Origin of the sequence: Brevibacillus soli (assembly GCF_044759095.2) — a bacterium.
Lineage (GTDB): Bacteria > Bacillota > Bacilli > Brevibacillales > Brevibacillaceae > JBIYSM02.
Genome location: NZ_JBIYSM020000021.1, coordinates 1 through 23,083, shown reverse-complemented (window position 1 = coordinate 23,083; position 23,083 = coordinate 1). Strand labels below are relative to the sequence as shown.

Here is a 23,083-nt window from a genome sequence, read left to right as displayed (position 1 = left end):
CTGCGTACACAAAGCGGTTCGCATGATTTCATCTCTCAGAATCATTGGGATTCTGCAGGATTTAGCACCTTGCATGAAGTCATGCCGGTTGCCGGGCTTCGTCGGGCCAGTCCCTCCACCACTCTTGATGAACAAAAACACTATGAAAATTGCGATTATTTGTTATTATAGGAAAAACACCTGATCCGGTCAATATGAATTTCCAAGTAAAGCAGGGGGAATTGCAGTGATTTCAGTCAAATTGCAGCCGCATGATCTGGCCTATGCAGAAAGAATCTATACACTGGTAACGGATCCGGCCGTCAAGGAGCAGTTGGGCGTAAACGACCAATCTGTAGAAGATACCAAACACTATATTCGCTTCATTTCGGAAGAAGAACAGGAGGGCAAGTCCATCAGTCGGGTGGTTTTCAACGAGAACGATGAACTCATCGGCATCACGACGCTGATGTTCATCGACAGGGAGAAGCGGCGCTGTCATATCGGGAGCTGGCTGGGCAAGGACTACTGGGGAAAAGGCTACAACCAACAGGCCAAGGAAGCCATTCTCCGCATTGCGTTCCTCGACCTGGAACTGGACGTCGTTTTCGCCGGGGCGAAACAATCCAACATTCGCTCGCAAAAAGCACAGGAAAAACTGCCTTACGTGAGCTTAAACGTGGAGGGAGAATATCCAGAAGAGCACGAACACCTGGAAAACCGGGTAAAGCAGCCGTGCGTTCTTCACGCTTTCAAGCGGGAAGATTTTCTGCGATACCTGGCGGGCAAAGCTGAAGTGACCGAACAGTAAAAAAGTGGTACGAAGCCATTTCCCTGATGATTTCATTTGGGATGCTGGTCGTCGCGATGCTTTCGTTCCAAAAAAGGAAGTGACCTCCCTTGAGCCTGACAGCTTAGAGGTCACTTCGCTGGTAAAAATGAGCCGCCCCCTTGTGGGGAACGTCTATTGTGCAGACCGTGGGTGTAGCAGCACCTGCGGTCTTTTTGTTGTATGCAGATATTTCCATTTTACCATGGTATTGATCGATATGCCAGCCCGTCTTATTTCTGTAACGATTTTGCCTTCGCTTGTTCACAACCTTCACCCGAATCGGGCCATCCTCCCCACATGATTGTGATAAAATTCACATATAAACACTGTGAAAATATTGTAATCGGAGGGGAGAACCATGGAACTGGATAACGTCATGCTGGCTCGTATGCTCACCTCGTTGACATTGGGGTTTCATATCATTTTCGCCGCCATGGGAGTAGGAATCCCGGTGTTGATTTCCGTTGCTGAGTGGCTTGGCATCCGTAAGAAGGACCCGATGTACACGCTGATGGCAAAACGCTGGGTAAAAGGCTTCACCGTCACGGTTGCCGTTGGTGTTGTTACCGGTACGTGTATCGGACTGCAGTTGAGCCTGCTGTGGCCGAGCTTTATGAAGATCGCCGGAGAAGCAATCGCGCTGCCGCTGTTTCTGGAGACGTTTGCCTTCTTCTTTGAAGCGATTTTCTTAGGCATGTACCTGTACACCTGGGACCGCTTCAAGAACCCGTACATTCACTGGCTGTTCTCCATTCCGGTGGTGATCGGTTCGACGGCTTCCGCTTTTTTCATCATGACGGTGAACGCTTTCATGAACGCGCCGCAGGGGTTCTCGCTTGTGAATGGGGCCATCGTAGATATTCAGCCGCTCGTGGCGATGTTCAACCCGGCAACGCCGTCCAAGACAGGGCACATGATCTTGTCCTCGTACGCCACCTCAGCTTACGTGCTGGCCGCGCTTGCTGCCTACAAACTGCTCAAGGGCAACGCCCACGAGTATTACCGCAAGGCGTTGTCGTTCACTATGGTCATGGCTCTCCTATTCTCATTTGGAACCGCATTGTGGGGAGACATTGCGGGCAAGTATCTGGCGGAGTATCAACCGGCCAAGCTGGCGGCTGCGGAGTGGCACTTTGAAACGAAGCCGCAGGCCGAGCTGGTGCTGGGGGGAGTGCTTGACAAGGATACACTCGAGGTGAAGTACAGCCTGAAACTGCCGTATGCCTTGAGCATACTCGCGGACGGTTCGCCGAACAGCGTCGTGAAAGGCCTCGACCAAATCCCGAAAGAGTACTGGCCGCCGCTTTTCATTCACTATCTGTTTGACGGCATGGTGGTAATCGGGATGTACATGCTCATCGTGCCGATTTTCTTCTTCGCGTGGCGCAAGCGGAAAAAAGGGCAAACGCCGCGCATGCTGCTCCGCGCCATCATCTGGGGGGCGCCGCTTTCCTTCCTCGCGATTGAGCTCGGTTGGGTGTTCTCCGAGGTCGGCAGACAACCGTGGATCCTCGTTGGCTACATGAAGACGCAGCACGCCGCAACTACAGCGGACAACGTCGGCGAGATGCTGGTTCTGTTCAGTCTGTTGTACGCGTTCCTTGCCGTCGTTTCGACGGCTGTGCTCAGACGCATGTTCAAAGACAAGCCGGTTCAGGCAGAACTCCAGTAAACCAGGAGGAAGGAGGGAGCGTTCATGCCGCTTGAAATGATTGCCATAACGGTGCTGTGGATCTTTTTGTACGGGTATATCATCGTCGCGGCGATTGACTTCGGCGCCGGATTTTTCTCCTTTTACAGCAAATTGACGAGACAGGACCACATCGTCAACTCCATCATCGAGCGATATCTGTCGCCCGTGTGGGAGGTGACCAACGTCTTTCTGATTTTCTTCATCGTCGGCCTGGTCGGGTTTTTCCCTGACACCGCCTACTACTACGGGACGGCGCTGCTGGTGCCGGGGAGCATCTTCCTCGTTCTGCAGTCACTGCGCGGCTCGTTTTACGCCTTCGCCCACTACGGCGCGCGTGACAGCATGGCCTACCTGTTCGTGTACGGTGTGACCGGGCTGTTTATTCCGGCTTCGCTGGCTATAGTTCTGACCCTGTCGGAAGGCGGCTTTATTGAACAGCAGGGAGACCGGATCATCCTGCTGACGGACCGCCTGTTGACCAGCCCGTATTCGTGGACCGTGGTATTTTTGGCGCTGGTCAGCGTCCTGTTTATCAGTGCGAGCTTCCTCACGTTCTACGCGGACCGGGCCAGAGATGCTGCCGCCACCAGGCTGCTGCGGTCTTATGCCGTGGGCTGGAGCCTGCCGACGATCTTTGCCAGCTTTCTCGTCTTCGTCTCGATCTACCGTCACAATCCCGAGCATTTTTCCCGCATGCTGGATGTGAGCTGGCTGTTTTTGCTGTCGTTTGCCTGCTTCCTTGGAGCCCTCGCCCTGCAGTTGAAAAAGCGCTGGTACGGCTGGGCGTTTGTACTGGTGATGCTGCAGTTTGCCTTTGCATTCTTCGGGTATGGCGTCTCCCATCTGCCGTATCTTTTGTACCCGTACATCACGATTACAGGCAGCATTACCAGCCCGGCAATGGGACTCGCCTTGGTGATCGGGTTGATCGCCGGACTGTTCCTGCTGGTTCCGTCGCTCATCCTGCTGCTGCGGCTGTTCCTGTTCGACGCCAAATACGTGCAGGGGAAACACTCGCCCATTAGCAAATAGCCTTCTGCCTGTGGTATGATGAGTGACGGCAGAAATTCGGCATATCAAGTACAGGAGGCGTTGGATGTGGAAGGGAATGTGAAGGAAATTACCCCGGCAGAATTAATGGAAAAAATCGAAAAAGGGGAAAAGCTGCAGATCATCGACGTACGGGAAGTGGACGAGTGGAACGCCGGACACATCGCGCAGGCGAAGCTCATCCCGCTCGGCTTTTTGCCTCATCGGATCGATGAACTGGACAAGAATACCCCGATCGTCATGGTGTGCCGCAGCGGTGCGCGCAGCCATATGGCGACGCAGTATGTGACGGAGCTGGGCTTTGACGCGGCCAACATGGTCGGCGGCATGCTGGCCTGGCCGGGGGAAACGGAAAAGTAAGAGGGGGAGAAGCATGAGCGGAGGAACATCCAATACGCAAGCGACATTCTGGCAGCGGCACTGGTTCACCGTGCTGGCGGCGCTGCTGGGTGTCGCAATCGCAGCGTTGGTTGGCTATCAGTACTGGGCAAAGTCACAGATCCCCGTTTTGAAGAAAATGAGTGACTTTACTCTGGAAAATATCAATGGATCAACCTTTCAGCTGTCTGAAAGCAACGGCAAGGTACGCCTGGTGTCCTTTATCTTTACCCACTGTCCTGACGTATGTCCGGCCACGACCCGATACATGGCTGATTTGCAGGAACAGCTGAAGGCCAAAGGACTGTTTGGTGAGAAGGCGGCATTCATCACCGTCTCGTTCGATTCGGAGCGGGACACGCCGGAAGTGCTCCAAAAATACGCCAATACGTTCAATGCCGATCCGAGCGGCTGGTACTTCCTGAGAGGCAGCGAAGAGGCCGTTCAAAAGGTGACAAAAGACTTCGGTATCGCTGCAATCAAGCAGCCGGACGGCAGCTACATGCATACGACAAAAATCTTCCTGCTTGACCCGGACGGCAACATGCGCCGGATTTACGGCATGGCTGAGGAGATGAACCTGGAACAGATCGCAGCCGACATCGAACAGCTGGCTGACTAGTCTTCCTCAAACCGGACAGCCACCACATGCTCGGACTCGTTTGTAAATTCAATACGGACAAACACCGCCCACCTGCGATTGCCCTCTTTGAGCAAGAGCTTGAACGTCTCCTCTGACGTGGTGGCGGTTTTCTTTTGCCGACCGACGTGGAGATAATCGACGATTTGCACCTGCCTTTCCCAAAATGGTTTCGGTATCGGTAGTGTGCACTCTTTTTTCACATTGTGATACAATGAAGACACAGTGATTGTTCGGGTAGATTTATTCCATATGGCTATCATTTGAGAACAGTTGCGTTTACAGTCAAAGCTATCTAGGAGGAATTGGATTGAGTGACGTAAAGATTTTTGCAATGGGCGGCCTTGGTGAAATTGGGAAAAACATGTACTGCATCGAATACGAGGACGAGATTATTATCATCGACTGCGGCGTGAAATTTCCCGAAAATGAGATGTTCGGCATTGATTTGGTGATCCCCGACGTTTCGTACCTGATCGACAACCAGCACAAAATCAAGGCGATGCTTTTGACACACGGACACGAGGATCACATCGGGGCCATTCCGTACGTGCTGAAGCAGATCAAGACGCCGATCTACGGCGGCCGGCTTACCCTTGGGCTGGTCAAGGCAAAGCTGGAAGAACATCGGATGCAGAACGATGTCAAGCTGATTCCGATTTCGGAAGATACGGAGATTCCCTTCCAACATATGAAGGCAAGCTTTTTCCGCACCAATCACAGCATTCCGGACTCCTTCGGCATTGTCATTCAAACCCCGGAGGGCGCTGTTGTCCATACCGGCGACTTCAAGTTTGACATGACGCCGGTCGGCCAGCAGACCGAATACGGCAAAATCGCCCGTATCGGAAACGGCGACGTGCTGGCGCTCCTGTCCGACAGTACCAACAGTGAGCGTTACGGTTTTACCATGTCGGAACGAACTGTAGGCGAAGGCATTGCAGATGTGGTGATGAAAGCGAAAGGCCGCATTATCCTGGCGACGTTCGCATCCAATGTCCATCGCCTGCAGCAGGTGATCGATGCCGCTCAGGAGTGCAATCGCAAGGTGGCCGTGATCGGACGAAGCATGGAAAAGGTGTTTCAGATCGGTCAGGAGCTGGGGTACATCCAGATGCCCGAAGGAATGCTGATTGACGTGAAAACCATCGACAACTACGCAGACAATCAGGTCCTGATCATCTGTACGGGCAGCCAGGGAGAGCCGATGGCCGCCCTTACCCGAATCGCATCCGGTTCCCATCGCACGGTGCAGATCTACCCGGACGACACGGTGATCATTTCCGCTTCGCCGATCCCCGGCAACACCGTCAACGTCAGCCGGACGATTGACAAGCTGTACCGCGCAGGAGCCAATGTCGTGCTAAGCTCCGTCTTTGACATTCACGCCTCCGGACACGGCAGCGCGGAAGAATTGAAGCTGATGCTCAACTTCATCCGTCCGCGTTATTTCATCCCGATCCACGGCGAATACCGGATGCTGAAAACACATTCGAAGCTCGCCCAACAAGTGGGGATCGAGGAGAAAAACATTTTCGTCATGGACAATGGCGACGTGCTGAATTGTACGCGGGAAAAAGCGACCTTGAGCAAAGTGCCTGCCGGCATTGTGCTGATTGACGGCAGCGGTGTAGGTGACGTCGGCAATATCGTACTGCGCGACCGCAAGCATTTGGCCGAAGACGGGCTGATGGTGGTCGTAGTCAGCGTGGACATGAAGAACTTCAAGATTTTGACCGGTCCGGACATCGTCAGCCGCGGCTTTGTCTACGTACGCGGTTCAGAGTCCCTCATCCAGGAAGCCACCGTAATCGTCAAACAGAAGCTGCAGGAGGCGCTGGACAAGAAAATCAAGGAGTGGACCGAGCTGAAATCGCAGATTAACGAAGTCATCAAGCCGTTTATCTATGAAAAAACGGGTCGCAACCCGATGATTTTGACGATTTTAATGGAAGTCTAGCGGATTCCGATACCAAACTGCACTCCAACGATTCTCCTTTCCTCCCAGAAGGGGTATAATAGGATGAGCATATGGAAAAAGGAGAGAGTGCCCATGATGTCCTACGAGGCATATATGAACCAAGTCATTCAACCGATGCGCGACGAACTGACCCGCATCGGATTTAAGGAACTGCGCACGGCGGAAGAAGTCGAGCAGACCCTGCCAAACCTGAAAGGAACGGCACTGGTTGTCGTCAACTCCGTGTGCGGCTGTGCCGCTGGTCTGGCCCGTCCGGCTGTCGCCCATTCGTTGAATCACCCGAAAAAGCCTGACCACCTGTATACGGTTTTTGCCGGACAAGACAAGGAAGCGACGGCAAAGGCACGCGAGTACTTTGAAGGCTACGCGCCGTCCTCCCCTTCGTTCGCCATCATGAAGGACGGCAAAATCATGACCATGATCGAACGCCACCAGATTGAAAACAACGATTTGCAAACCATTTCCAAGCTGCTCACAGACGCGTACGATAAATACTGCGAATAAGGTTAAAGCTAAGGATGAGGAGACGCTCCATGGTGGGCGTCTTGTTTTCTGAAGAAAGGAATGACGCAACATGCAAACCCGTTCATTTGGACGAGATCCCCATCAGGTGTCCCTGCTCGGTTTTGGCGCCCAGCGCATTGTGGATGAACACGGCTGCACAGAGGAACAGGCCGTTGCGATCATCAGACGGGCGGTTGAACTGGGGGTCAACTACTTTGACACGGCGCCAAGCTATAGTGAAGGGCAATCGGAGACCCGTGTCGGACTGGGCCTGCAGGGTCTGCGCGATCGCGTGTGGATTGCCACCAAAACAGGGGGGCGCACTCGCGATTTGGCCTGGAGGGATCTGGAGGCCAGCTTGAAGCGGCTGCAGACCGACTACGTCGATGAATGGCGTGTTCACAACGTCATGAAGCCGCATGATTTCGAAGCCATCTTTGCCAAGGGAGGAGCTCTGGAAGCGCTGATCGAGGCAAAGGAACAGGGGTTGGTAAGAAAGCTGAGCATCAGCGGCCACACTGACCCTCGCCTGCTGGCGGAGGCGATTCGCCGGTTCCCGTTTGACAGCGCATTGGTGGCGCTCTCCGCTCTCGATCACTTCATTTACAGCTTTGCCCACGACTTCATCCCGGTTGCCGTGGAAAAGGGCGTAGCCGTGATCGGCATGAAAGTGATGGCGCTTGGCAAGCTGGCACCGTGGACGGAGCAGGCGCTTCGCTACACCTGGAGCTTGCCGGTCTCCACGGCCATTCTCGGCATCAGCAAAATGAGCGAACTTTTGGCGGATGTGGAGGCGGCCAAGCGGTTTACGCCGATGACCGATATTGAGCGCGTCGCCTTCTTCCAGGAGATCATGCCGCTTGTGCGAGCCGATGTGCTCCGCTGGAAGGCCGGAGAATGGATGTCCGGCGAGTGGTACCAACTGCCGCAGCTTTCTTTTTCCTAAGGAATGACTCGCCCCGAAGAGAACGGAAACTCTCTTGCATGCCCCTGGCCGCCTAGGTAAATAAAGGCTGCCACGCTTCGCAGCGAATCGAGTATACTATATGAGGTAGGCGAGCGAAGATTTAGTTGCAAGGAGTAAAGGTGGCGTTTCTCTTGATGCGGAAATGGAAAAGAGTCCTCCTGATGCTGCTGGTGGTGGTCGCAGTGGCAGGAGGGTATTACGGATATGCGTTTTACCAGTTTTTCAGCGGCATTCAACAGCCGAAGATTGCCGGTGCAACGGGCGATAGGAAAAAACCGGCAGATATTCCCGTCTGGAGCGGAACGGAGCGGGTAAACATCCTGCTGATGGGGGTGGATCGGCGAGGGATGCGGCCCAACGAGGTTCCCCGTTCCGATTCGATGATGCTTGTCAGCATCGACCCTGTTCAAAAGCGGTTCGACCTGTTTTCCATACTGCGCGACACTTATGTGAAAATTCCAGGCAACGGTCGGTCCCGGATCAATACGGCATTGGCGGACGGCGGGCCGGAGCTGGCCATGGAGACGGTCAGCCAGTTTACCGGTCTTCCGGTTGAGCATTACATGATCACCGACTTTGAAGGCTTTAAAGGCCTGATTGACGCGGTGGGGGGCGTGGAGCTGGAAGTGGAGAAAAACATGCGGTATCGCGACCCTTCCGACAATGGCGTATACGATATCGACCTGAAAAAAGGATGGCAGCGACTGGACGGCAGCAAGGCTCTCCAATACGTTCGCTTCCGCCATGACGCGTTGTCTGACTACACCCGAACGGAGCGGCAGCGCAAGCTTCTGAAAGCGCTGGCGGCGCAGATGAAGAGCGGGACGACGTTGATCCAACTCCCGAATATCCTGAAAAGCGTCACACCGTACGTACAGACCAACCTCAGCTCGCTTGACATGCTGAAGTTGGCCGCGCTCGGCCTCAGGCTGGATACAGAGAAGGCTGGGCAATATCAGCTTCCACCAATGGGGGCGTTTCACGAATCGCAGCGCGGCGGCTCTGTCCTGATTCCGGACGTCGAGCGGGTACAGCAGTTTATTCAGGAAAAGGTAAAGCCGGTTCCGACCGAAACCAAAAGTTTTTGAAAAAACTTTTTATGCAGCCGGTGTATTGACAGACAGAACGAAATTTACTATTGTTATACTAGTTTTTTGATAAGCAGAGCAAATTACTCGGAATTTGCTGGAACGTAATTTCGATAGTTTTTCCATTGACTTTTGATCTTTTGGTAGCCTATAATGCGATTTGTGTTTATCACACGTTAATTGAAACATAATAGAATAGGCAATTCTTCTTATCCAGAGAGGCGGAGGGACAGGCCCAATGATGCCCGGCAACCCGCTCACCAACGCGGTGAGTGTGCGGTGCCAATTCCTACAAGATTGCTTGTAATCTTGAAAGATGAGAAGGGTGGATGTAAACATACAACCCCTTTTTCATTTTGTGAAAAAGGGGTTTTGCTTTACAACGGGGCCCCGCTCGGCACAGCGTAAGCTACCGCCGAGTGGGTAAATTGGGAGGTGAGCCGGGATGATTCAACTGCAAAATCTTCACAAGGACTATATTGTAAACGGAAAAACGGTTCCTGCCCTGCGCGGAATCGACTTCACCATAGAGAAGGGCGAAATTTTCGGGATTATCGGCCATTCCGGTGCAGGAAAAAGCACGCTGATCCGCTGCATCAATCTACTGGAACGGCCTACGTCGGGGAAGGTTGTCGTGGACGGGATTGACCTGACGAAACTGGACGACCGGAAGCTGCAGGAGCAGCGCCGGCAGATCGGAATGATTTTTCAGCATTTTAATCTGCTGTCTTCGGCAACCGTGGCAGACAACGTGGCGTTCCCGCTCAAGCTGGCGAAGAAGCCAAAGGCGGAGATTGACCGGAAAGTGGCAGAGCTGCTCGCTTTGGTCGGATTGCAGGATCACGGCAACAAGTACCCGGCACAATTGTCCGGCGGGCAAAAACAACGCGTCGGGATTGCCAGGGCGCTGGCGAGTGATCCAAAGGTGCTGCTGTGCGACGAAGCCACGTCCGCGCTTGACCCGCAGACCACCAATTCGATCCTTGCGCTGTTGCGCGACATCAACCGGAAACTGGGGATTACCGTTGTGCTGATTACACACGAGATGCATGTCATCCGCTCCATTTGTGATCGGGTCGCTGTCATCGACGGCGGGAAGATTGTGGAGTCCGGCAGAGTGATTGACGTATTCCTCAAACCGCAGCATCCGACGACCCGCGAGTTCGTCGAGCAGGTGGCCGACTCAGTAGAGCTGCGGGAAGCGGTTGCCCATGAAAAGGCAGCCGGTGACCGGACCATTATCCGCATCACCTTCCTTGGTGAGCAAACCTACCAGCCAATCCTGTTTCGGACCATGCAGGAGACAGGTACTTCGTTTAACATCCTGCAGGGAACAATCTCCCGCATGAAAGATACGCCATACGGCCAGCTGGTGGTAGAGCTGGAAGGCGAAGACGACCGCAGCAGGCAGACGATTGACGTGCTGCGCCGACGCGGGCTTGAAGTGGAGGTGATTGAATGGAACTGACATGGGAGAATGTCGATTGGGAAGAGATTGGTCTGGCGACGGTCGATACGTTGACCATGCTTGGATTTTCCACGCTCTTTACCGTTTTGATCGGGCTGCCGCTGGGCATTCTGCTGTTTCTTACCTCCAGAGGACAGCTGTTGGAGAATCGGGTCTTTTATTCCGTTACCTCGTTTCTTGTAAACGTCCTGCGTTCGGTGCCGTTCATTATCCTGATGATCATCCTGATTCCGGTCACCAAGGAGCTTGTCGGCACGTCGCTTGGCGTCAGAGGAGCGATTCCGCCGCTCGTGATCGGCGCGGCCCCGTTTTTTGCCCGCCTGGTGGAGACCTCCCTGCGTGAAGTGGATCGCGGCGTGATTGAAGCAGCGCAGTCCATGGGGGCATCCAACTGGCAGATTATCTGGAGAGTGCTCCTGCCAGAATCCCGTCCAGGGCTGATCGCCGGCATCACGATTACGACCGTGGCGCTTGTATCCTATACGGCCATGTCGGGTGTGATCGGCGGCGGCGGGCTGGGTGACCTGGCGATTCGCTACGGTTACCAGCGTTTCCAGACAGACGTCATGATTGTCACCGTCATTATTCTGCTTGTGCTGGTTCAGATCTTGCAGACGCTCGGAGACCGGTTGGTACTCCGATTCAGCCGAAAGTAAGATCTTGCCCATATATAAAACTCTAACCACCGAAAGGAGAACCTTCTTATGAAAAAGGTTATCGTATCTGTACTCTCTGCAGTATTGGCATTCTCGCTGGCAGCTTGCGGCAAAAGCGAAACCGCTCCGGCTCCGTCCGCAGGCGGCGAAGGCGGTGCGCAAGGCGGCGCACAGCAGGAGGTAACCCTGAAAGTAGCTACCATGCCGGTTCCGCACGCGGAAATCCTGAAGTTCATTCAACCGAAACTGAAGGAGCAGGGCGTGAATCTGGAAATCAAGGAATTTTCCGATTACGTACAGCCGAACGTACAAGTATTTGAAAAGCAGATGGACGTTAACTTCTTCCAGCACATTCCGTACCTGAAGCAGTTCAACAAGGATCAAAACATGGATCTGGTTGAAGTAGTTCCTGTGCACATCGAGCCGTTTGGCGCGTACTCCAAAAAAATCAAAAGCGTTGACGAACTGGCAGAAGGCGCAACCATCGCGGTTCCAAACGATCCGACCAACCTCGGACGAGCTCTTGCCCTGCTGGAGAAAAACGGCGTAATCAAGCTGAAAGAAGGCGCAGGCATCAACGGAACGGTGAAAGACATTGTGGAAAACAAGAAAAACGTGAAGTTTAAAGAAGTAGAAGCTGCCATGCTGCCACGCGTACTGGAAGAAGTAGATCTCGCCCTGATCAACACCAACTACGCACTGGAAGCGAAACTGGTACCGACCAAAGACGCGATCTTCATTGAAGACAAGGATTCTCCGTATGCAAACTACCTGGTAGCACGTCCTGACAACAAGGATTCCGAAGCGGTTCAGAAGCTGGCAAAAGCGCTGAACACACCGGAAGTGAAAAAGTTCATTGAAGAGAAGTACCAAGGCGCGGTCGTGCCGGCATTTGAATAAGAATTGAGGATGGAAAACCCAACCGGTTGGACAAGCTGGTTGGGTTTTTATACTTTTCCATAAAGTTTATTGTTTTTAATCAAATGATAAAATATTCATAAAATTTAATTAAATCTAAACAAACCCTATTTTCATCCCCCTGGCAACCAAGTATATTTTTGGTAAGGTTTTTCAAAAATAGAAATAGGGGGAACTTTCAAATGAAAAAGAACGTGTTTGTGCTGGCGAGCTCCGTTCTCGCCCTGAGTGCGGCACTGGCCGGCTGTGGGGGAAACGACGCGAAGCCTGCCGCCAACCAGACAGAACAGGCTGCTGCCCATACACCGGCAGCTTCGACGGAAAACAAGGTTCCACAGGTTCTGCGCATCAACATCCACAGCGAACCGTCTACCGCAGATCCGGGACTTGCCGAGGACAACATCTCCGGTGCGCTCACCCGAGCGACGTTTGATGGTCTCACTCGCTTGGACAAAGACGCGAAGCCGATGAACTCGGTAGCTGCCAATGTAAAGGTTTCGGAGGATGGTCTTACGTATACCTTCACGATTCGTGATTCCAAATGGTCCAATGGGGATCCGGTGACCGCACACGATTTTGAATTTGCCTGGAAACGCGCGCTCGACCCGAAAACAGCATCCAACTACGCATATCAGCTGTACTACGTGAAAAACGGTCAAAAGTTCAACGAAGGAAAAGCAAAGGCAGACGAAGTAGGCGTCAAAGCGCTGGACGACAAAACGCTGGAAGTGAAGCTGGAAAATCCGACGCCGTTCTTCCTCGAGCTGACTTCCTTCTACACCTACTATCCGGTCAACAAGAAGGTGGTAGAGGCAAATCCGAATTGGGCGATGGAAGCAGCTACCCACGTAGGGAACGGTCCGTTCAAGATGACCGCTTGGGAGCACAAGAGCAAAGTCGTTCTCGAGAAAAACGAAAACTACTGGGATAAAGACGCGGTAAAACTCGACAAGATTGAAATTTCCATGATCGAGGACGAGAATACAGAGTTGTCGATGTTCGATAACGGTGAGCTGGACTGGGCGGGGCAACCGCTTGGCGGGCTGCCGGTCGATGCGATTCCTGCACTGAAAGATGCCGGCAAACTGGTGATCCATCCGAAGGCGACCATGTACTGGTTCAAATTCAACACCGAGAAAGCGCCGTTCAACAACGCAAAAATCCGTAAAGCGTTCGCTTACGCAGTCAACCGTCAACTGATCGTCGACAACATTACACAGGCGGGTCAAGTGCCGGCGATGGGAATGCTGCCGCAAACCATGGCCGTCAAGCCGGACGGTTACTTCAAGGACAACGATGTGGAGACAGCCAAAAAACTGCTCGAAGAGGGCATGAAAGAGGCTGGGCTGAAGGAACTGCCTCCGATCACCATTTCCTACAACACGGTTGAACGCCACAAAAAAATTGCAGAAGCCATACAGGACCAGTGGAAGAAAGCGCTCGGTGTAGAGGTGAAACTGGCAAACAAGGAGTTTAAGGTTCACCTTGAGGACCTGCACACAGGAAACTTCCAAATCGGTCGCCTGGGCTGGAACGCCGATTTCAACGACCCGATCAACTACATGGAAATGTTCAGAGACAAAAAGGGCGGCAACAACGATACCAATTGGGAAAACGCTCGTTATAAAGAGCTGATCATCCAATCTGCAAAAGAAACGGATCCGGAAAAACGCAAGGCGCTGTTCGCTGAAGCGGAACAGATCTTCATGGATGAGATGCCGGTCATCCCGATCTTCAACGATGTGGATGTATGGGCCCAAAACGACAAGGTAAAAGGCGTTCAAGTGGACGGTCTCGGCTTTATCGACTTCAAGTGGGCGGAGAAAGTGGAATAAGGCAAGGAAAAAGAGAAAGAGGGGCAGAGGCTCCTCTTTTTTTGGTGTCAATGCACGCACAACATCAATCAACCACGGGAGGATTTTTATATACTAATGAAGTATAAATATCATATACATTCAGAAAATTTTGAGTGAATATTCATTCAGGAGGGGGTTTTGTCGTATGATGAATACGCAGCTAACCATTTCGCCTTTGATGGAGAGAGCGGAAAAATACTTTTCCAAGAAAGAAGTAATCTCCCGTACGGCGACTGGGATTTATCGCTTTACGTATGGAGAGATTGGCAAACGTACGCGTCGATTGGCGAGTGCCCTGGAAAAGCTGGGGGTCAAACGCGGCGATCGTGTAGGAACGCTGGCATGGAACCATCATCGACATCTCGAAGCGTATTTTGCCATTCCGGGGATGGGGGCCGTGCTGCACACGATCAACATCCGTCTTTCCCCTGAACACATCGCGTATATTATCAATCATGCAGAGGATCAGGTGCTTCTGATTGACGATGACCTGTTGCCACTCGTCGAGCGCATCAAGGATCATCTCCATACGGTGAAGGCTTTTGTCCTCATGACCGATCACGACGAACTGCCCGCCTCCAATCTTGAACCCCTTTACTCCTATGAAGCAGTTCTGCAAGAGGGCGATCCCAACTATCAATACCCCGCCGATATTCAGGAGAATGATCCGGCAGGCATGTGCTACACGTCAGCTACAACCGGGAATCCGAAAGGCGTTGTGTACACGCATCGCGGCATCGTTCTGCATTGCATGGGGATTGGACTGGCAGATTCCCTTGGTCTTTCCGAGTCCGATGTATGTATGCCGGTCGTTCCCATGTTTCATGTGAATGCCTGGGGACTTCCATTTGCCGCTACGTGGTTTGGGACAACACAGGTGATGCCTGGTCCGAGGTTCACGCCACAGATCCTGGCCGAAATGATGGAGTCCGAAAAAGTAACGATCTCAGCCGGCGTTCCAACCATCTGGTTGGGTCTGTATCAGGAGCTTGAAAGGGGACGCTACAACACCAGCAGCGTGCGAGCCATTGTATGTGGGGGTTCCGCTGCGCCGAGAGGGCTGATCAAGGCATTTGCCGAAAAATTTAATCTCCCCGTTCTGCATGCGTATGGGATGACCGAAACCAGTCCTCTCGTCACCGCTTCCCGATTGAAAAGCTATCAGCAGGAGCTGCCTTTTGAAGCAAAAATGGATCTGTACGCCAAGCAGGGTATGGTCGTGCCCGGGCTGGAAGTCAAAGTAATCGGACCCAATGGCGAAGTGGAATGGAACGGACAGGAAATGGGAGAACTGCTTGTCCGCGGGCCGTGGATTGCCGATGAATATTACCGCGATGAACGTACCGCAGACGCTTTTAAAGACGGCTGGCTGCATACAGGCGATGTCGCCACGATTGACGAGGAAGGAACCATTAAGCTTGTCGACCGAACAAAGGATTTGATCAAGAGCGGCGGCGAGTGGATTTCTTCCGTGGATCTTGAAAACGCCCTCATGGCTCACGAGGCAGTGCTGGAAGCTTCCTGCATCGGGGTTCCCCATCCGCAGTGGGATGAGCGGCCGATCGCCTGCGTGGTGCTAAAAGAGGCCTATAAGGATAAGGTTACCAAAGAAGAGCTGCTCGCTTTCCTGACTCCCCAGTTCGCCAAATGGTGGCTGCCGGATGATGTCGTCTTCCTGAACGAGATTCCCAAAACTTCAGTCGGAAAATTCCTGAAACGGGCCTTGCGGGATCAATTCCAGCATTATTTCACGGTGCAAAAGGAGACAAAATAATCTGCCGACATATGAACCAGCCGGGAGAATGACCACCCGCTGGTTTTTTCCTTCTATGCGTGCCCATCTTCGAAGCTTCCAATGGAAGCTTTTTATTTTTGTAAACAAACTTAAGTTAACATAAAACAAAATTAAAATTGGTGAAAATAGTTTCAACTATATTGAAAAAACAGTATATTGGTAAAAGGATTTTGCTAGGAAACAAGGGGGTACCACCTATGAAAAAAAACATCTTTGTTGCCATGAGCTCGATTTTGGTTCTTGGCGCAGCATTGGCTGGTTGCGGAGGCGACAAGCCGGCAGACAGCGCTGCAGGAAATAGCCAGCAAACCTCTTCCGACAGCACTGGTCCGAAAGTGCTGAAACTAAACCTGCACTCCGAGCCGCCGACAGCGGACCCGGGTATTGCCGAGGACGCAAGCTCCGGCGCGATTATCCGCGCTACCTTTGACGGTTTGACGCGCACGCAGGAAGACGGAAAGCCGCATGAATCCATCGCGGAAAAGATTGAAGTCTCCCCTGACCAACTGACCTATACTTTCAAGCTTCGCGATGCAAAGTGGAGCAATGGCGATCCGGTAACCGCCCAGGATTTTGAATATGCCTGGAAGCGCGTGCTTGAACCGAAAACCGGTTCCAACTACTCCTATCAGCTGTACTACATCAAAAACGCGGAGAAGTTTAACAAAGGACAAGCCAAGGCGGGAGATGTCGGCGTGAAGGCGCTGGATGAGAAAACCCTGCAGGTCACCCTGGAAAATCCGACGCCGTACTTCCTGGAGCTGACCTCGTTCTACACCTACTATCCGGTCAACAAAAAAGTGGTGGAGTCCAATCCAAACTGGGCGACCGACGCGAAAACCCACGTGGGTAACGGACCGTTCAAGATGGAAAGCTGGGAGCATAAAAACAAGCTGGTTCTCGTGAAAAACGATAACTACTGGGACAAAGACGCCGTAAAGCTGGACAAGATCGAATTCTCCATGGTGGAAGACGAGAACACCGAGCTATCCATGTTTGACAATGGCGAACTGGACTGGGCAGGCGCTCCGCTCAGCGCCCTGCCGACCGATGCCATCCCGGCTCTGAAAGACTCCGGTCAAATGGTTACGCAGCCGACTGCCGGTCTGTACATGTACAAATTCAACACGGAGCAAACACCGTTCAACAACGCGAAAATCCGAAAAGCGTTCGCCTATGCGATCAACCGTCAATCCATCATTGACAACGTAACGCAGGCGAACCAGCAGCCGGCGATGGGACTCGTACCGCCGTCCATGGCTGTTTCTGCCGAACCGTACTTCAAGGACAATGACGTGGAAACGGCGAAAAAGCTGCTGGAGGAAGGCATGAAGGAGCTGGGTATCACCAAGCTGCCGCCAATCACGCTTTCCTACAACACCTCCGAGGGCCACAAGAAAATAGCGGAAGCCATCCAGGACCAATGGAAAAAGGCGTTTGGCATTGACGTGAAACTGGAGAACAAAGAATGGAAGGTGTACCTGGAAGACCTGCACCAAGGCAAATTCCAGATCGGCCGTTCCGGCTGGTTGGGCGATTTTAACGACGCCGTGAACTTCCTCGATCTGTTCAAGCAGAAAAAAGGCAGCAACAACGATACCAACTGGGAGAATCCGCAGTATCAGGAGCTCTTGAACAAATCCGCGCTCGAAACCGATCCGGAAAAGCGCAAGCAGATTCTCGCAGAGGCCGAGAAACTCTTCATGGAGGAAATGCCGGCTGCACCGATCTACTTCTACACGCTGTCGTGGGTGAAGAAAGACAACGTCAAAGGGGTCATTATCGACGGTCTGGGTTTTGTCGACTGGAAATGGGCAACAATCGAGTAAAAGCAACGAAGGGCGTATTGCCCTTCTTTTTTTTTACAGGACAACTGTAGATTTTTTTATTTGATTTTATAAACTTTATAAATAAATAAAAATTTATTAAATCTCGTTAAACTTGTTTAAATTATATATAAAAGGATGTATATTGATAAAAGATTTAGAAAAGGGGGATAAGTGATATGAAAAAGAATGTTTTTGTAGCGATGAGCTCCATTCTTGTTCTCGGCGCTGCATTGGCTGGCTGCGGCGGCGCAAATGAGGCGAAACCTGCTGACAATGGTGCAGCTAACAACCAACAAGCTGCTGCTCCGGAAAACACTGGCCCGAAAGTACTGAAACTGAACCTGCACTCCGAACCTCCTACAGCTGACCCAGGTCTGGCTGAAGACTCCACTTCCGGCGCCATTGTTCGTGCGACCTTTGACGGTCTGACCCGTACCGGTGAAGACGGCAAACCGCACGAATCTGCCGCTGAGAAAGTGGAAGTATCTCCGGATGGCCTAACTTATACATTCAAAATTCGTGATGCAAAATGGAGCAACGGTGATCCGGTAACGGCTCACGACTTCGAATATGCCTGGAAGCGCGCCCTTGATCCAAAAACCGCTTCCAACTACGCATACCAGCTCTTTTACATCAAGAACGGTGAGAAGTTCAACAAAGGCGAAGCCAAAATGGATGACGTGGGCGTAAAAGCTCTCGACGACAAGACGCTGCAAGTCACTCTGGAAAACCCGACTCCGTTCTTCCTGGAGCTGACTGCTTTCTATACGTATTATCCCGTTAACAAAAAAGTTGTCGAAGTGGATCCGAAGTGGGCAACAGAAGCAAAAACCCACGTGGGTAACGGACCGTTCAAGATCGAAGCTTGGGAACACAAGAGCAAGCTGATTCTGGTGAAAAACGACAACTACTGGGATAAGGACGCTGTGAAACTCGACAAGATCGAGTTCTCCATGGTGGAAGATGAAAACACCGAGCTGTCCATGTTCGAAAATGGTGAAATTGACTGGGCAGGTCATCCGCTCAGCTCTCTCCCAACCGATGCGATGAGTGCTTTGAAAGATTCCGGCAAGATGACCATTCAGCCAATCGCGGGTACTTACTTCTATCGCTTCAACACGGAGAAAGCGCCGTTTAACAACGCAAAAATCCGCAAGGCGTTCGCTTATGCGATCAATCGTCAATCGATCATCGACAACGTAACGCAAGCGAACCAGCAGCCTGCAATGGGTTTTGTACCGCCTTCCATGGCAGTAGTGTCCAACCCTTACTTTAAAGACAACGATGTTGAAACGGCCAAAAAGCTGCTGGAAGAAGGTATGAAAGAGCTGGGCGTCACCAAGCTGCCGCCGATCACCCTCTCTTACAATACTTCCGAAGGCCACAAGAAGATTGCAGAAGCCATCCAGGACCAATGGAAAAAAGCGTTCGGTGTCGATGTGAAGCTGAGCAACACCGAGTGGAAAGTGTATCTGGAAGACGTTCACCAAGGAAAATACCAAGTGGCTCGAGCCGGCTGGTTGGGTGACTTCAACGATCCGATCAACTTCCTGGAAATGTTTAAAGAGAAAGACGGCGGAAACAACGACACTCGTTGGGAAAATCCGAAGTACAAAGAACTCCTGAACCAGTCTGCTTTGGAAACAGATCCGGCAAAGCGTAAGGAAATCCTGGCTCAGGCAGAGGCCATCCTGATGGAAGAAATGCCAATCGCGCCGATCTACTACTATACGCAATCCTGGGTGAAAAAAGACAACGTCAAAGGCGTTATCGTAGACGGCCTGGGCTTCGTAGACTACAAATGGGCAACTATTGAATAAGAGAAGTCAGCAGAGGTACCTTCGGGTGCCTCTCTTCTTTTTTTCCGGATTTATGGACATTCGACCAATCCACTGAAGCGAGTTCCACATAGAGTAACATGGAACAACTTGAAATTGGGGTGAGAAGCCATGGATATCGGAAGATTGATTGGAATCGTCAAGTCGATTCCAAAGGAGAAGTTGAAAACAGACTCCGGTTTGAAAGAAGTCATACGGGAATTGGGTAAAAAGACAGGGAAATCTTTTTCCGATCAGGAACTGAACAGCTACGTATCGAAGTTTCGGCAGATGTCCAAGACGGAAAACGCCAACAGCCTGATGGGAAAGCTGGCGAGAAAGGGTATCAAGAGGGAAGACCTGAATTCCATCAGGAAGCGCTTGAAATAGCAGGGGAGGTGGAACTATCGCAGCGAAACCGAGAGCAAAGCAGAAGAACACCGGTACCCAGTCCAAGCTGATGGAGAGGCTGAACCAGCTTTCTGAGGCGCACAACAGCAGCAATGAACAGATCATGCGGGAGATGGGCAGCGTGCGTCAGGAGCTCCATGAAATGAAGGAAGTGCTTCACCTCCTTCGAGTGAAGCCGAAGAGAGAAGGGCGGAGCGGCGGACTGCTGTTTGGTCGGCGTCGCACCATCCCGGTGCAGATGGAACCGGAAAAGCCGAAGCTCACCCTCCCGCTTGACCAACTCCTGCCGCTCCTGCCGCAGCTCGGGGGAGTGATTCCCCAACTGAAAAACCCCAAGGTGGTTGAGTCGATCAAGGTTCTGGCCAATCCTGCCGTGATTGCCATCATTCAGCAGTTTCTGGCGAACGGCGGTCTCTCAGGCAAATTGACACAAGTGAGCGGCGGAGGAAGGCGAGGCATTCATTAGGGGCAGCTTTGATGAGGCGTCTGTCACCAGGAAACGCCTCTTTTTTGTTTTTCATGAAAAAAGGCTTCGTAATTTGGTTCGAAAAGACTATAAACTTTGTCGGACAAACAGCGTCTAATTATATGGCATTCACCGCAACGTTTGCTGTATTTCAACAAAATTCGACGAGGGAGGACAGGATGAAGAATCGATTATTCCTTGTGTTTGCACTGCTAGCCCTGTTGCTCATCCCCAGTTGGGCAGTTGCGGCTGCATCCGTCCCTGGAGAAGAACCGGTCAATCTGGTGATCGAGGGACAAACCGTTGAGCCTGATGTACCGCCCGTTATTCAAAACGACCGCACGCTGGTGCCGATCAGGGTGATTGCCGAGGGGTTGGGAGCCGAAATTGACTGGAATCAGGAGACGAGAACGGCAACCATCGAGCGAAATCAACAGAAGCTGGTTCTCACGCTCAATTCCGCAACGGCTGTTCTCAACGGCAAGGCCGTCAAGCTTGACGCACCTCCAACCGTCCGCAACCAGCGGATGCTTCTGCCGCTGCGTTTTGTCGGGGAAGCACTCGGATCTACTGTCGGCTGGGACAGTACCACCCGAACCGTCATTGCCAATGAAACCGTGAGCGTACATATTAATGGGCGCGATATGGGGCGGTCGATCAAGATGTACAAGCTGTCGGACAAGCTGTATGCGCCCATTCAGCTGATCGCAGAACAGGTTGGAATCAAAGGACACACCCTTCAAAAAACAAGAGATGTCGTGATGATCGATTCCCAGCAAACCGTACCGATTGACCAACTGAAGGAGGAGCTTGGCGGTGACGTTTCCTGGGACAAACAGGACAACCGCGTGGAGATTGAACGATTGAACCAATTCTTGGGGGTGGAGCAGGAAGAAGACCATCTGCTCATTCAAACGTCCCTGCGGGTAACTGTAGAGTCATTCACTCTCGAGGGACCCCACCGGATCGTCCTCGATCTGCCGCAAACAGTTGTGTCGGACGAGCTGCTGGCTGAACAGAACGAGGGAACAGACGCAGTATCATCCGAAGATGAAGACGGCGAAGACAACCACGATGAGGAGCCTGCGGAAGAGGAGCAAACCGAACAGCAAGAGATGGAGGCAAAAACCACTCCGCTGATCACAGGTGTCCGTTTCAGCCAGTACAGCTCATCGCCGCAAACCGTTCGGGTCGTCATTGAGCTGAGTCAGAAGAGCAAGTATAATCTGAAGTATACCGATGAAGGCATTGTGGTACAGCTAAACCCTGTTCCTCGAAAAACCGGGTTTCTCGTTGTTGTGGATGCCGGACACGGCGGAAAAGATCAGGGTGCCAAAGGCGTAACAGGCAATCTGGAAAAGGATTACAACCTGTTGGTAGCCAAGCGCGTGATCGAGTTGTTGAAACAATACCCGGAGTTTCAAGTGGAGGCTACGCGGACAACCGATGTCTACATCACTCTTCAGGATCGAGTGAAAAAGGCGAATGAGCTGGACGCCGACCTGTTCATCTCCATTCACGCGAACTCCTTCAAACCGCAGTCAAGAGGGACAGAGACGTTTTATTACAACGCCAACAGCAAGGCTTTTGCCCAAGTGGTTCACCGTCATTTGCTGGCAGCCACTCAGTTTCCGGATCGCAAGGTCCAAACTGCTGAGTTTTACGTCATCAAACATACGAAGATGCCGGCAGTCTTGACGGAAACCGGCTTTATGTCCAATGCGTACGAAAATGCGCAGCTTACCTCCCCTGCCTTTCGGGAAAAAGTCGCGCGAGCGCTGGTGGCAGCAATCCGTGAGTACTACCAATCCTATCATTAATGCCAGAAGTGGAGGGATCGCATGAAACGACGCAGCACCTTTTGGACGGCCGCCGTCTTGACGTTGCTTTTGGCGGGTTGCGGCGAAGGAGCGGCTCCTGCTACACAACAGCCCCAGCCGGCACCCGCGGTGATTCCGCCGACACCGACGTCCCCTGCGCAGCCTGCAGCGGAGCCGGAGCTGACGAAGCAGATGATTGCCGTCTATTACACTGACCAAAATATTGCGGATCTGAAGAAAGAAGAGCAAGAGATCGCCTACAAGGACGAAATCGAGAAGTACAAAGAGGCAATTGCTCTCCTGGAGAAACCAAAACAGGCCGGGCACGACCCGCTCTGGCAGAACTTCCGCTATCACTCCGTCACCTTTCAGGACGGTCAGCTGACGATCGACGCTGACAGCAGCAATCAATACAACCTCGGAGGTGGCGGTGAAGCGCTGGCGATTGAGGCGCTGAGGCAAACCCTGTTCCAGTTTCCCGAGGTGCAGAAAATCGTGATCCTGGAAGACGGCCAGCCGATTGATTCCCTGATGGGGCACGTCGACATCAGTGAACCGCTGACCAGATAAGATCCCAACAACAAAAAGCGGCATGACCTGTTACGCAGATCATGCCGCTTTTTTGCTGTATAAGAATTTATAAATTTGGACATCCCATACAGCCGCTAGAAAAGTGTTCGGGGCCCCGCCCGGCGAAGCGTTAGCTAGTTTCCCCTGAAAAATTCCTGGGGTAAGTCAAAAACAAAAGGAATTCAGCTCTCTAAATGGAAGTAGTTGTTGACGAGGCAATACATCCAAAAAGAGGGACTGAATTCCTTTCTTCATAAAGAAATTCAACAGTGCTCCTCGAAAATCCTATTTGAGGTGAGCGATTATGTTAAAACTTCGTAACGAGCAAATCACATTGTGGGATACCCTTCTCCCTGAACCAATCC

21 protein-coding genes, 1 pseudogene and 2 riboswitches are annotated in these 23,083 nt (G+C 52.2%); of the genes and pseudogenes, 21 read left to right on the top strand and 1 reads right to left on the bottom strand.

Going from position 1 to position 23,083, the window contains the following annotated elements:
• Positions 1-25: 25 nt before the first annotated feature.
• Positions 26-134: riboswitch (SAM riboswitch) on the bottom strand.
• Between the two features lie 92 nt (positions 135-226).
• The 6 genes and pseudogenes from ACE99V_RS10485 (at position 227) to ACE99V_RS10460 (ending at position 4,554) form a co-directional block, all read left to right on the top strand.
• Positions 227-790, top strand: coding sequence for a GNAT family N-acetyltransferase (locus ACE99V_RS10485; RefSeq protein WP_400491027.1), 564 nt, complete (start codon positions 227-229; stop codon positions 788-790).
• Between the two features lie 11 nt (positions 791-801).
• Positions 802-873: pseudogene (locus ACE99V_RS10480) on the top strand (putative holin-like toxin); the annotation flags it as partial.
• A 296-nt stretch (positions 874-1,169) separates the two neighbouring features.
• Positions 1,170-2,483 (top strand): cytochrome ubiquinol oxidase subunit I, encoded by a 1,314-nt coding sequence (locus ACE99V_RS10475; protein WP_400491026.1) that lies wholly within the window; start codon positions 1,170-1,172, stop codon positions 2,481-2,483.
• A 24-nt stretch (positions 2,484-2,507) separates the two neighbouring features.
• A complete protein-coding gene (locus ACE99V_RS10470; protein ID WP_400491025.1) occupies positions 2,508-3,536 on the top strand; it encodes a cytochrome d ubiquinol oxidase subunit II in 1,029 nt (342 codons plus the stop codon).
• Between the two features lie 66 nt (positions 3,537-3,602).
• The gene (locus tag ACE99V_RS10465; protein WP_400491024.1) at positions 3,603-3,914 is read left to right on the top strand and encodes a rhodanese-like domain-containing protein; all 312 of its coding nucleotides are present in this window, start codon (positions 3,603-3,605) and stop codon (positions 3,912-3,914) included.
• A 13-nt stretch (positions 3,915-3,927) separates the two neighbouring features.
• Positions 3,928-4,554 (top strand): SCO family protein, encoded by a 627-nt coding sequence (locus ACE99V_RS10460; protein ID WP_400491023.1) that lies wholly within the window; start codon positions 3,928-3,930, stop codon positions 4,552-4,554.
• On the opposite strand, the gene ACE99V_RS10455 is transcribed toward ACE99V_RS10460, so the two are convergent.
• Positions 4,551-4,724 carry a DUF3889 domain-containing protein gene (locus ACE99V_RS10455; RefSeq protein ID WP_400491022.1) on the bottom strand — a complete coding sequence of 58 codons (174 nt, stop codon included), beginning with the start codon at positions 4,722-4,724 and terminating at the stop codon, positions 4,551-4,553. The genes ACE99V_RS10460 and ACE99V_RS10455 overlap by 4 nt on opposite strands.
• Positions 4,725-4,882: 158 nt before the next feature.
• On the opposite strand from ACE99V_RS10455, the gene rnjA reads away from it, so the two are divergent.
• The 15 genes from rnjA to ACE99V_RS10380 all read left to right on the top strand — a co-directional run bounded on the left by rnjA (position 4,883) and on the right by ACE99V_RS10380 (position 22,718).
• The gene (gene rnjA, locus ACE99V_RS10450; RefSeq protein ID WP_400491021.1) at positions 4,883-6,532 is read left to right on the top strand and encodes a ribonuclease J1; all 1,650 of its coding nucleotides are present in this window, start codon (positions 4,883-4,885) and stop codon (positions 6,530-6,532) included.
• Positions 6,533-6,625: 93 nt separating this feature from the next.
• Entirely contained in the window at positions 6,626-7,057 is a 432-nt protein-coding gene (locus ACE99V_RS10445; RefSeq protein ID WP_400491075.1) for a BrxA/BrxB family bacilliredoxin, read from the top strand.
• A gap of 70 nt (positions 7,058-7,127) precedes the next feature.
• The gene (locus tag ACE99V_RS10440) at positions 7,128-8,003 is read left to right on the top strand and encodes an aldo/keto reductase (RefSeq protein ID WP_400491020.1); all 876 of its coding nucleotides are present in this window, start codon (positions 7,128-7,130) and stop codon (positions 8,001-8,003) included.
• A gap of 155 nt (positions 8,004-8,158) precedes the next feature.
• The gene (locus ACE99V_RS10435; protein WP_400491019.1) at positions 8,159-9,112 is read left to right on the top strand and encodes an LCP family protein; all 954 of its coding nucleotides are present in this window, start codon (positions 8,159-8,161) and stop codon (positions 9,110-9,112) included.
• 206 nt (positions 9,113-9,318) lie between these two features.
• Positions 9,319-9,435, top strand: a riboswitch (SAM riboswitch).
• Between the two features lie 122 nt (positions 9,436-9,557).
• A complete protein-coding gene (locus ACE99V_RS10430; protein ID WP_400491018.1) occupies positions 9,558-10,580 on the top strand; it encodes a methionine ABC transporter ATP-binding protein in 1,023 nt (340 codons plus the stop codon).
• Positions 10,571-11,236, top strand: a complete 666-nt coding sequence (locus tag ACE99V_RS10425; protein ID WP_400491017.1) for a methionine ABC transporter permease — start codon at positions 10,571-10,573, stop codon at positions 11,234-11,236. The genes ACE99V_RS10430 and ACE99V_RS10425 overlap by 10 nt, the downstream gene beginning before the upstream one ends.
• A gap of 48 nt (positions 11,237-11,284) precedes the next feature.
• On the top strand, positions 11,285-12,136 hold the full coding sequence (locus tag ACE99V_RS10420; protein WP_400491016.1) for a MetQ/NlpA family ABC transporter substrate-binding protein: 852 nt from the start codon (positions 11,285-11,287) through the stop codon (positions 12,134-12,136).
• A 200-nt stretch (positions 12,137-12,336) separates the two neighbouring features.
• A complete protein-coding gene (locus ACE99V_RS10415) occupies positions 12,337-13,989 on the top strand; it encodes a peptide ABC transporter substrate-binding protein (RefSeq protein ID WP_400491015.1) in 1,653 nt (550 codons plus the stop codon).
• Positions 13,990-14,155: 166 nt separating this feature from the next.
• Positions 14,156-15,784: a long-chain fatty acid--CoA ligase gene (locus tag ACE99V_RS10410; RefSeq protein WP_400491014.1), complete on the top strand. Its 1,629-nt coding sequence runs from the start codon at positions 14,156-14,158 to the stop codon at positions 15,782-15,784.
• A 218-nt stretch (positions 15,785-16,002) separates the two neighbouring features.
• Complete coding sequence (locus tag ACE99V_RS10405) at positions 16,003-17,634, top strand: peptide ABC transporter substrate-binding protein (protein WP_400491013.1); 1,632 nt, start codon at positions 16,003-16,005, stop codon at positions 17,632-17,634.
• Between the two features lie 176 nt (positions 17,635-17,810).
• A complete protein-coding gene (locus ACE99V_RS10400) occupies positions 17,811-19,454 on the top strand; it encodes a peptide ABC transporter substrate-binding protein (RefSeq protein ID WP_400491012.1) in 1,644 nt (547 codons plus the stop codon).
• 129 nt (positions 19,455-19,583) lie between these two features.
• Complete coding sequence (locus ACE99V_RS10395) at positions 19,584-19,841, top strand: hypothetical protein (RefSeq protein ID WP_400491011.1); 258 nt, start codon at positions 19,584-19,586, stop codon at positions 19,839-19,841.
• Positions 19,842-19,911: 70 nt separating this feature from the next.
• Positions 19,912-20,328 (top strand): hypothetical protein, encoded by a 417-nt coding sequence (locus ACE99V_RS10390; protein ID WP_400491010.1) that lies wholly within the window; start codon positions 19,912-19,914, stop codon positions 20,326-20,328.
• 179 nt (positions 20,329-20,507) lie between these two features.
• Positions 20,508-22,148, top strand: coding sequence for an N-acetylmuramoyl-L-alanine amidase family protein (locus tag ACE99V_RS10385; protein WP_400491009.1), 1,641 nt, complete (start codon positions 20,508-20,510; stop codon positions 22,146-22,148).
• Positions 22,149-22,169: 21 nt separating this feature from the next.
• Complete coding sequence (locus tag ACE99V_RS10380; RefSeq protein ID WP_400491008.1) at positions 22,170-22,718, top strand: GerMN domain-containing protein; 549 nt, start codon at positions 22,170-22,172, stop codon at positions 22,716-22,718.
• Positions 22,719-23,083: the final 365 nt, after the last annotated feature.

Excerpts from the sequence above, each read along its gene's own strand:
- ACE99V_RS10395 (WP_400491011.1), top strand. The coding sequence starts at position 19,584 with ATGGATATCGGAAGATTGATTGGAATCGTCAAGTCGATTCCAAAGGAG.
- ACE99V_RS10470 (WP_400491025.1), top strand. The coding sequence starts at position 2,508 with ATGCCGCTTGAAATGATTGCCATAACGGTGCTGTGGATCTTTTTGTAC.
- ACE99V_RS10425 (WP_400491017.1), top strand. The coding sequence starts at position 10,571 with ATGGAACTGACATGGGAGAATGTCGATTGGGAAGAGATTGGTCTGGCG.
- ACE99V_RS10410 (WP_400491014.1), top strand. The coding sequence starts at position 14,156 with ATGATGAATACGCAGCTAACCATTTCGCCTTTGATGGAGAGAGCGGAA.
- ACE99V_RS10405 (WP_400491013.1), top strand. The coding sequence starts at position 16,003 with ATGAAAAAAAACATCTTTGTTGCCATGAGCTCGATTTTGGTTCTTGGC.
- ACE99V_RS10380 (WP_400491008.1), top strand. The coding sequence starts at position 22,170 with ATGAAACGACGCAGCACCTTTTGGACGGCCGCCGTCTTGACGTTGCTT.
- ACE99V_RS10440 (WP_400491020.1), top strand. The coding sequence starts at position 7,128 with ATGCAAACCCGTTCATTTGGACGAGATCCCCATCAGGTGTCCCTGCTC.
- ACE99V_RS10400 (WP_400491012.1), top strand. The coding sequence starts at position 17,811 with ATGAAAAAGAATGTTTTTGTAGCGATGAGCTCCATTCTTGTTCTCGGC.
- ACE99V_RS10475 (WP_400491026.1), top strand. The coding sequence starts at position 1,170 with ATGGAACTGGATAACGTCATGCTGGCTCGTATGCTCACCTCGTTGACA.
- ACE99V_RS10460 (WP_400491023.1), top strand. The coding sequence starts at position 3,928 with ATGAGCGGAGGAACATCCAATACGCAAGCGACATTCTGGCAGCGGCAC.
- ACE99V_RS10415 (WP_400491015.1), top strand. The coding sequence starts at position 12,337 with ATGAAAAAGAACGTGTTTGTGCTGGCGAGCTCCGTTCTCGCCCTGAGT.
- ACE99V_RS10445 (WP_400491075.1), top strand. The coding sequence starts at position 6,626 with ATGATGTCCTACGAGGCATATATGAACCAAGTCATTCAACCGATGCGC.
- ACE99V_RS10420 (WP_400491016.1), top strand. The coding sequence starts at position 11,285 with ATGAAAAAGGTTATCGTATCTGTACTCTCTGCAGTATTGGCATTCTCG.
- ACE99V_RS10385 (WP_400491009.1), top strand. The coding sequence starts at position 20,508 with ATGAAGAATCGATTATTCCTTGTGTTTGCACTGCTAGCCCTGTTGCTC.
- ACE99V_RS10430 (WP_400491018.1), top strand. The coding sequence starts at position 9,558 with ATGATTCAACTGCAAAATCTTCACAAGGACTATATTGTAAACGGAAAA.
- ACE99V_RS10390 (WP_400491010.1), top strand. The coding sequence starts at position 19,912 with ATGGAGAGGCTGAACCAGCTTTCTGAGGCGCACAACAGCAGCAATGAA.
- ACE99V_RS10435 (WP_400491019.1), top strand. The coding sequence starts at position 8,159 with ATGCGGAAATGGAAAAGAGTCCTCCTGATGCTGCTGGTGGTGGTCGCA.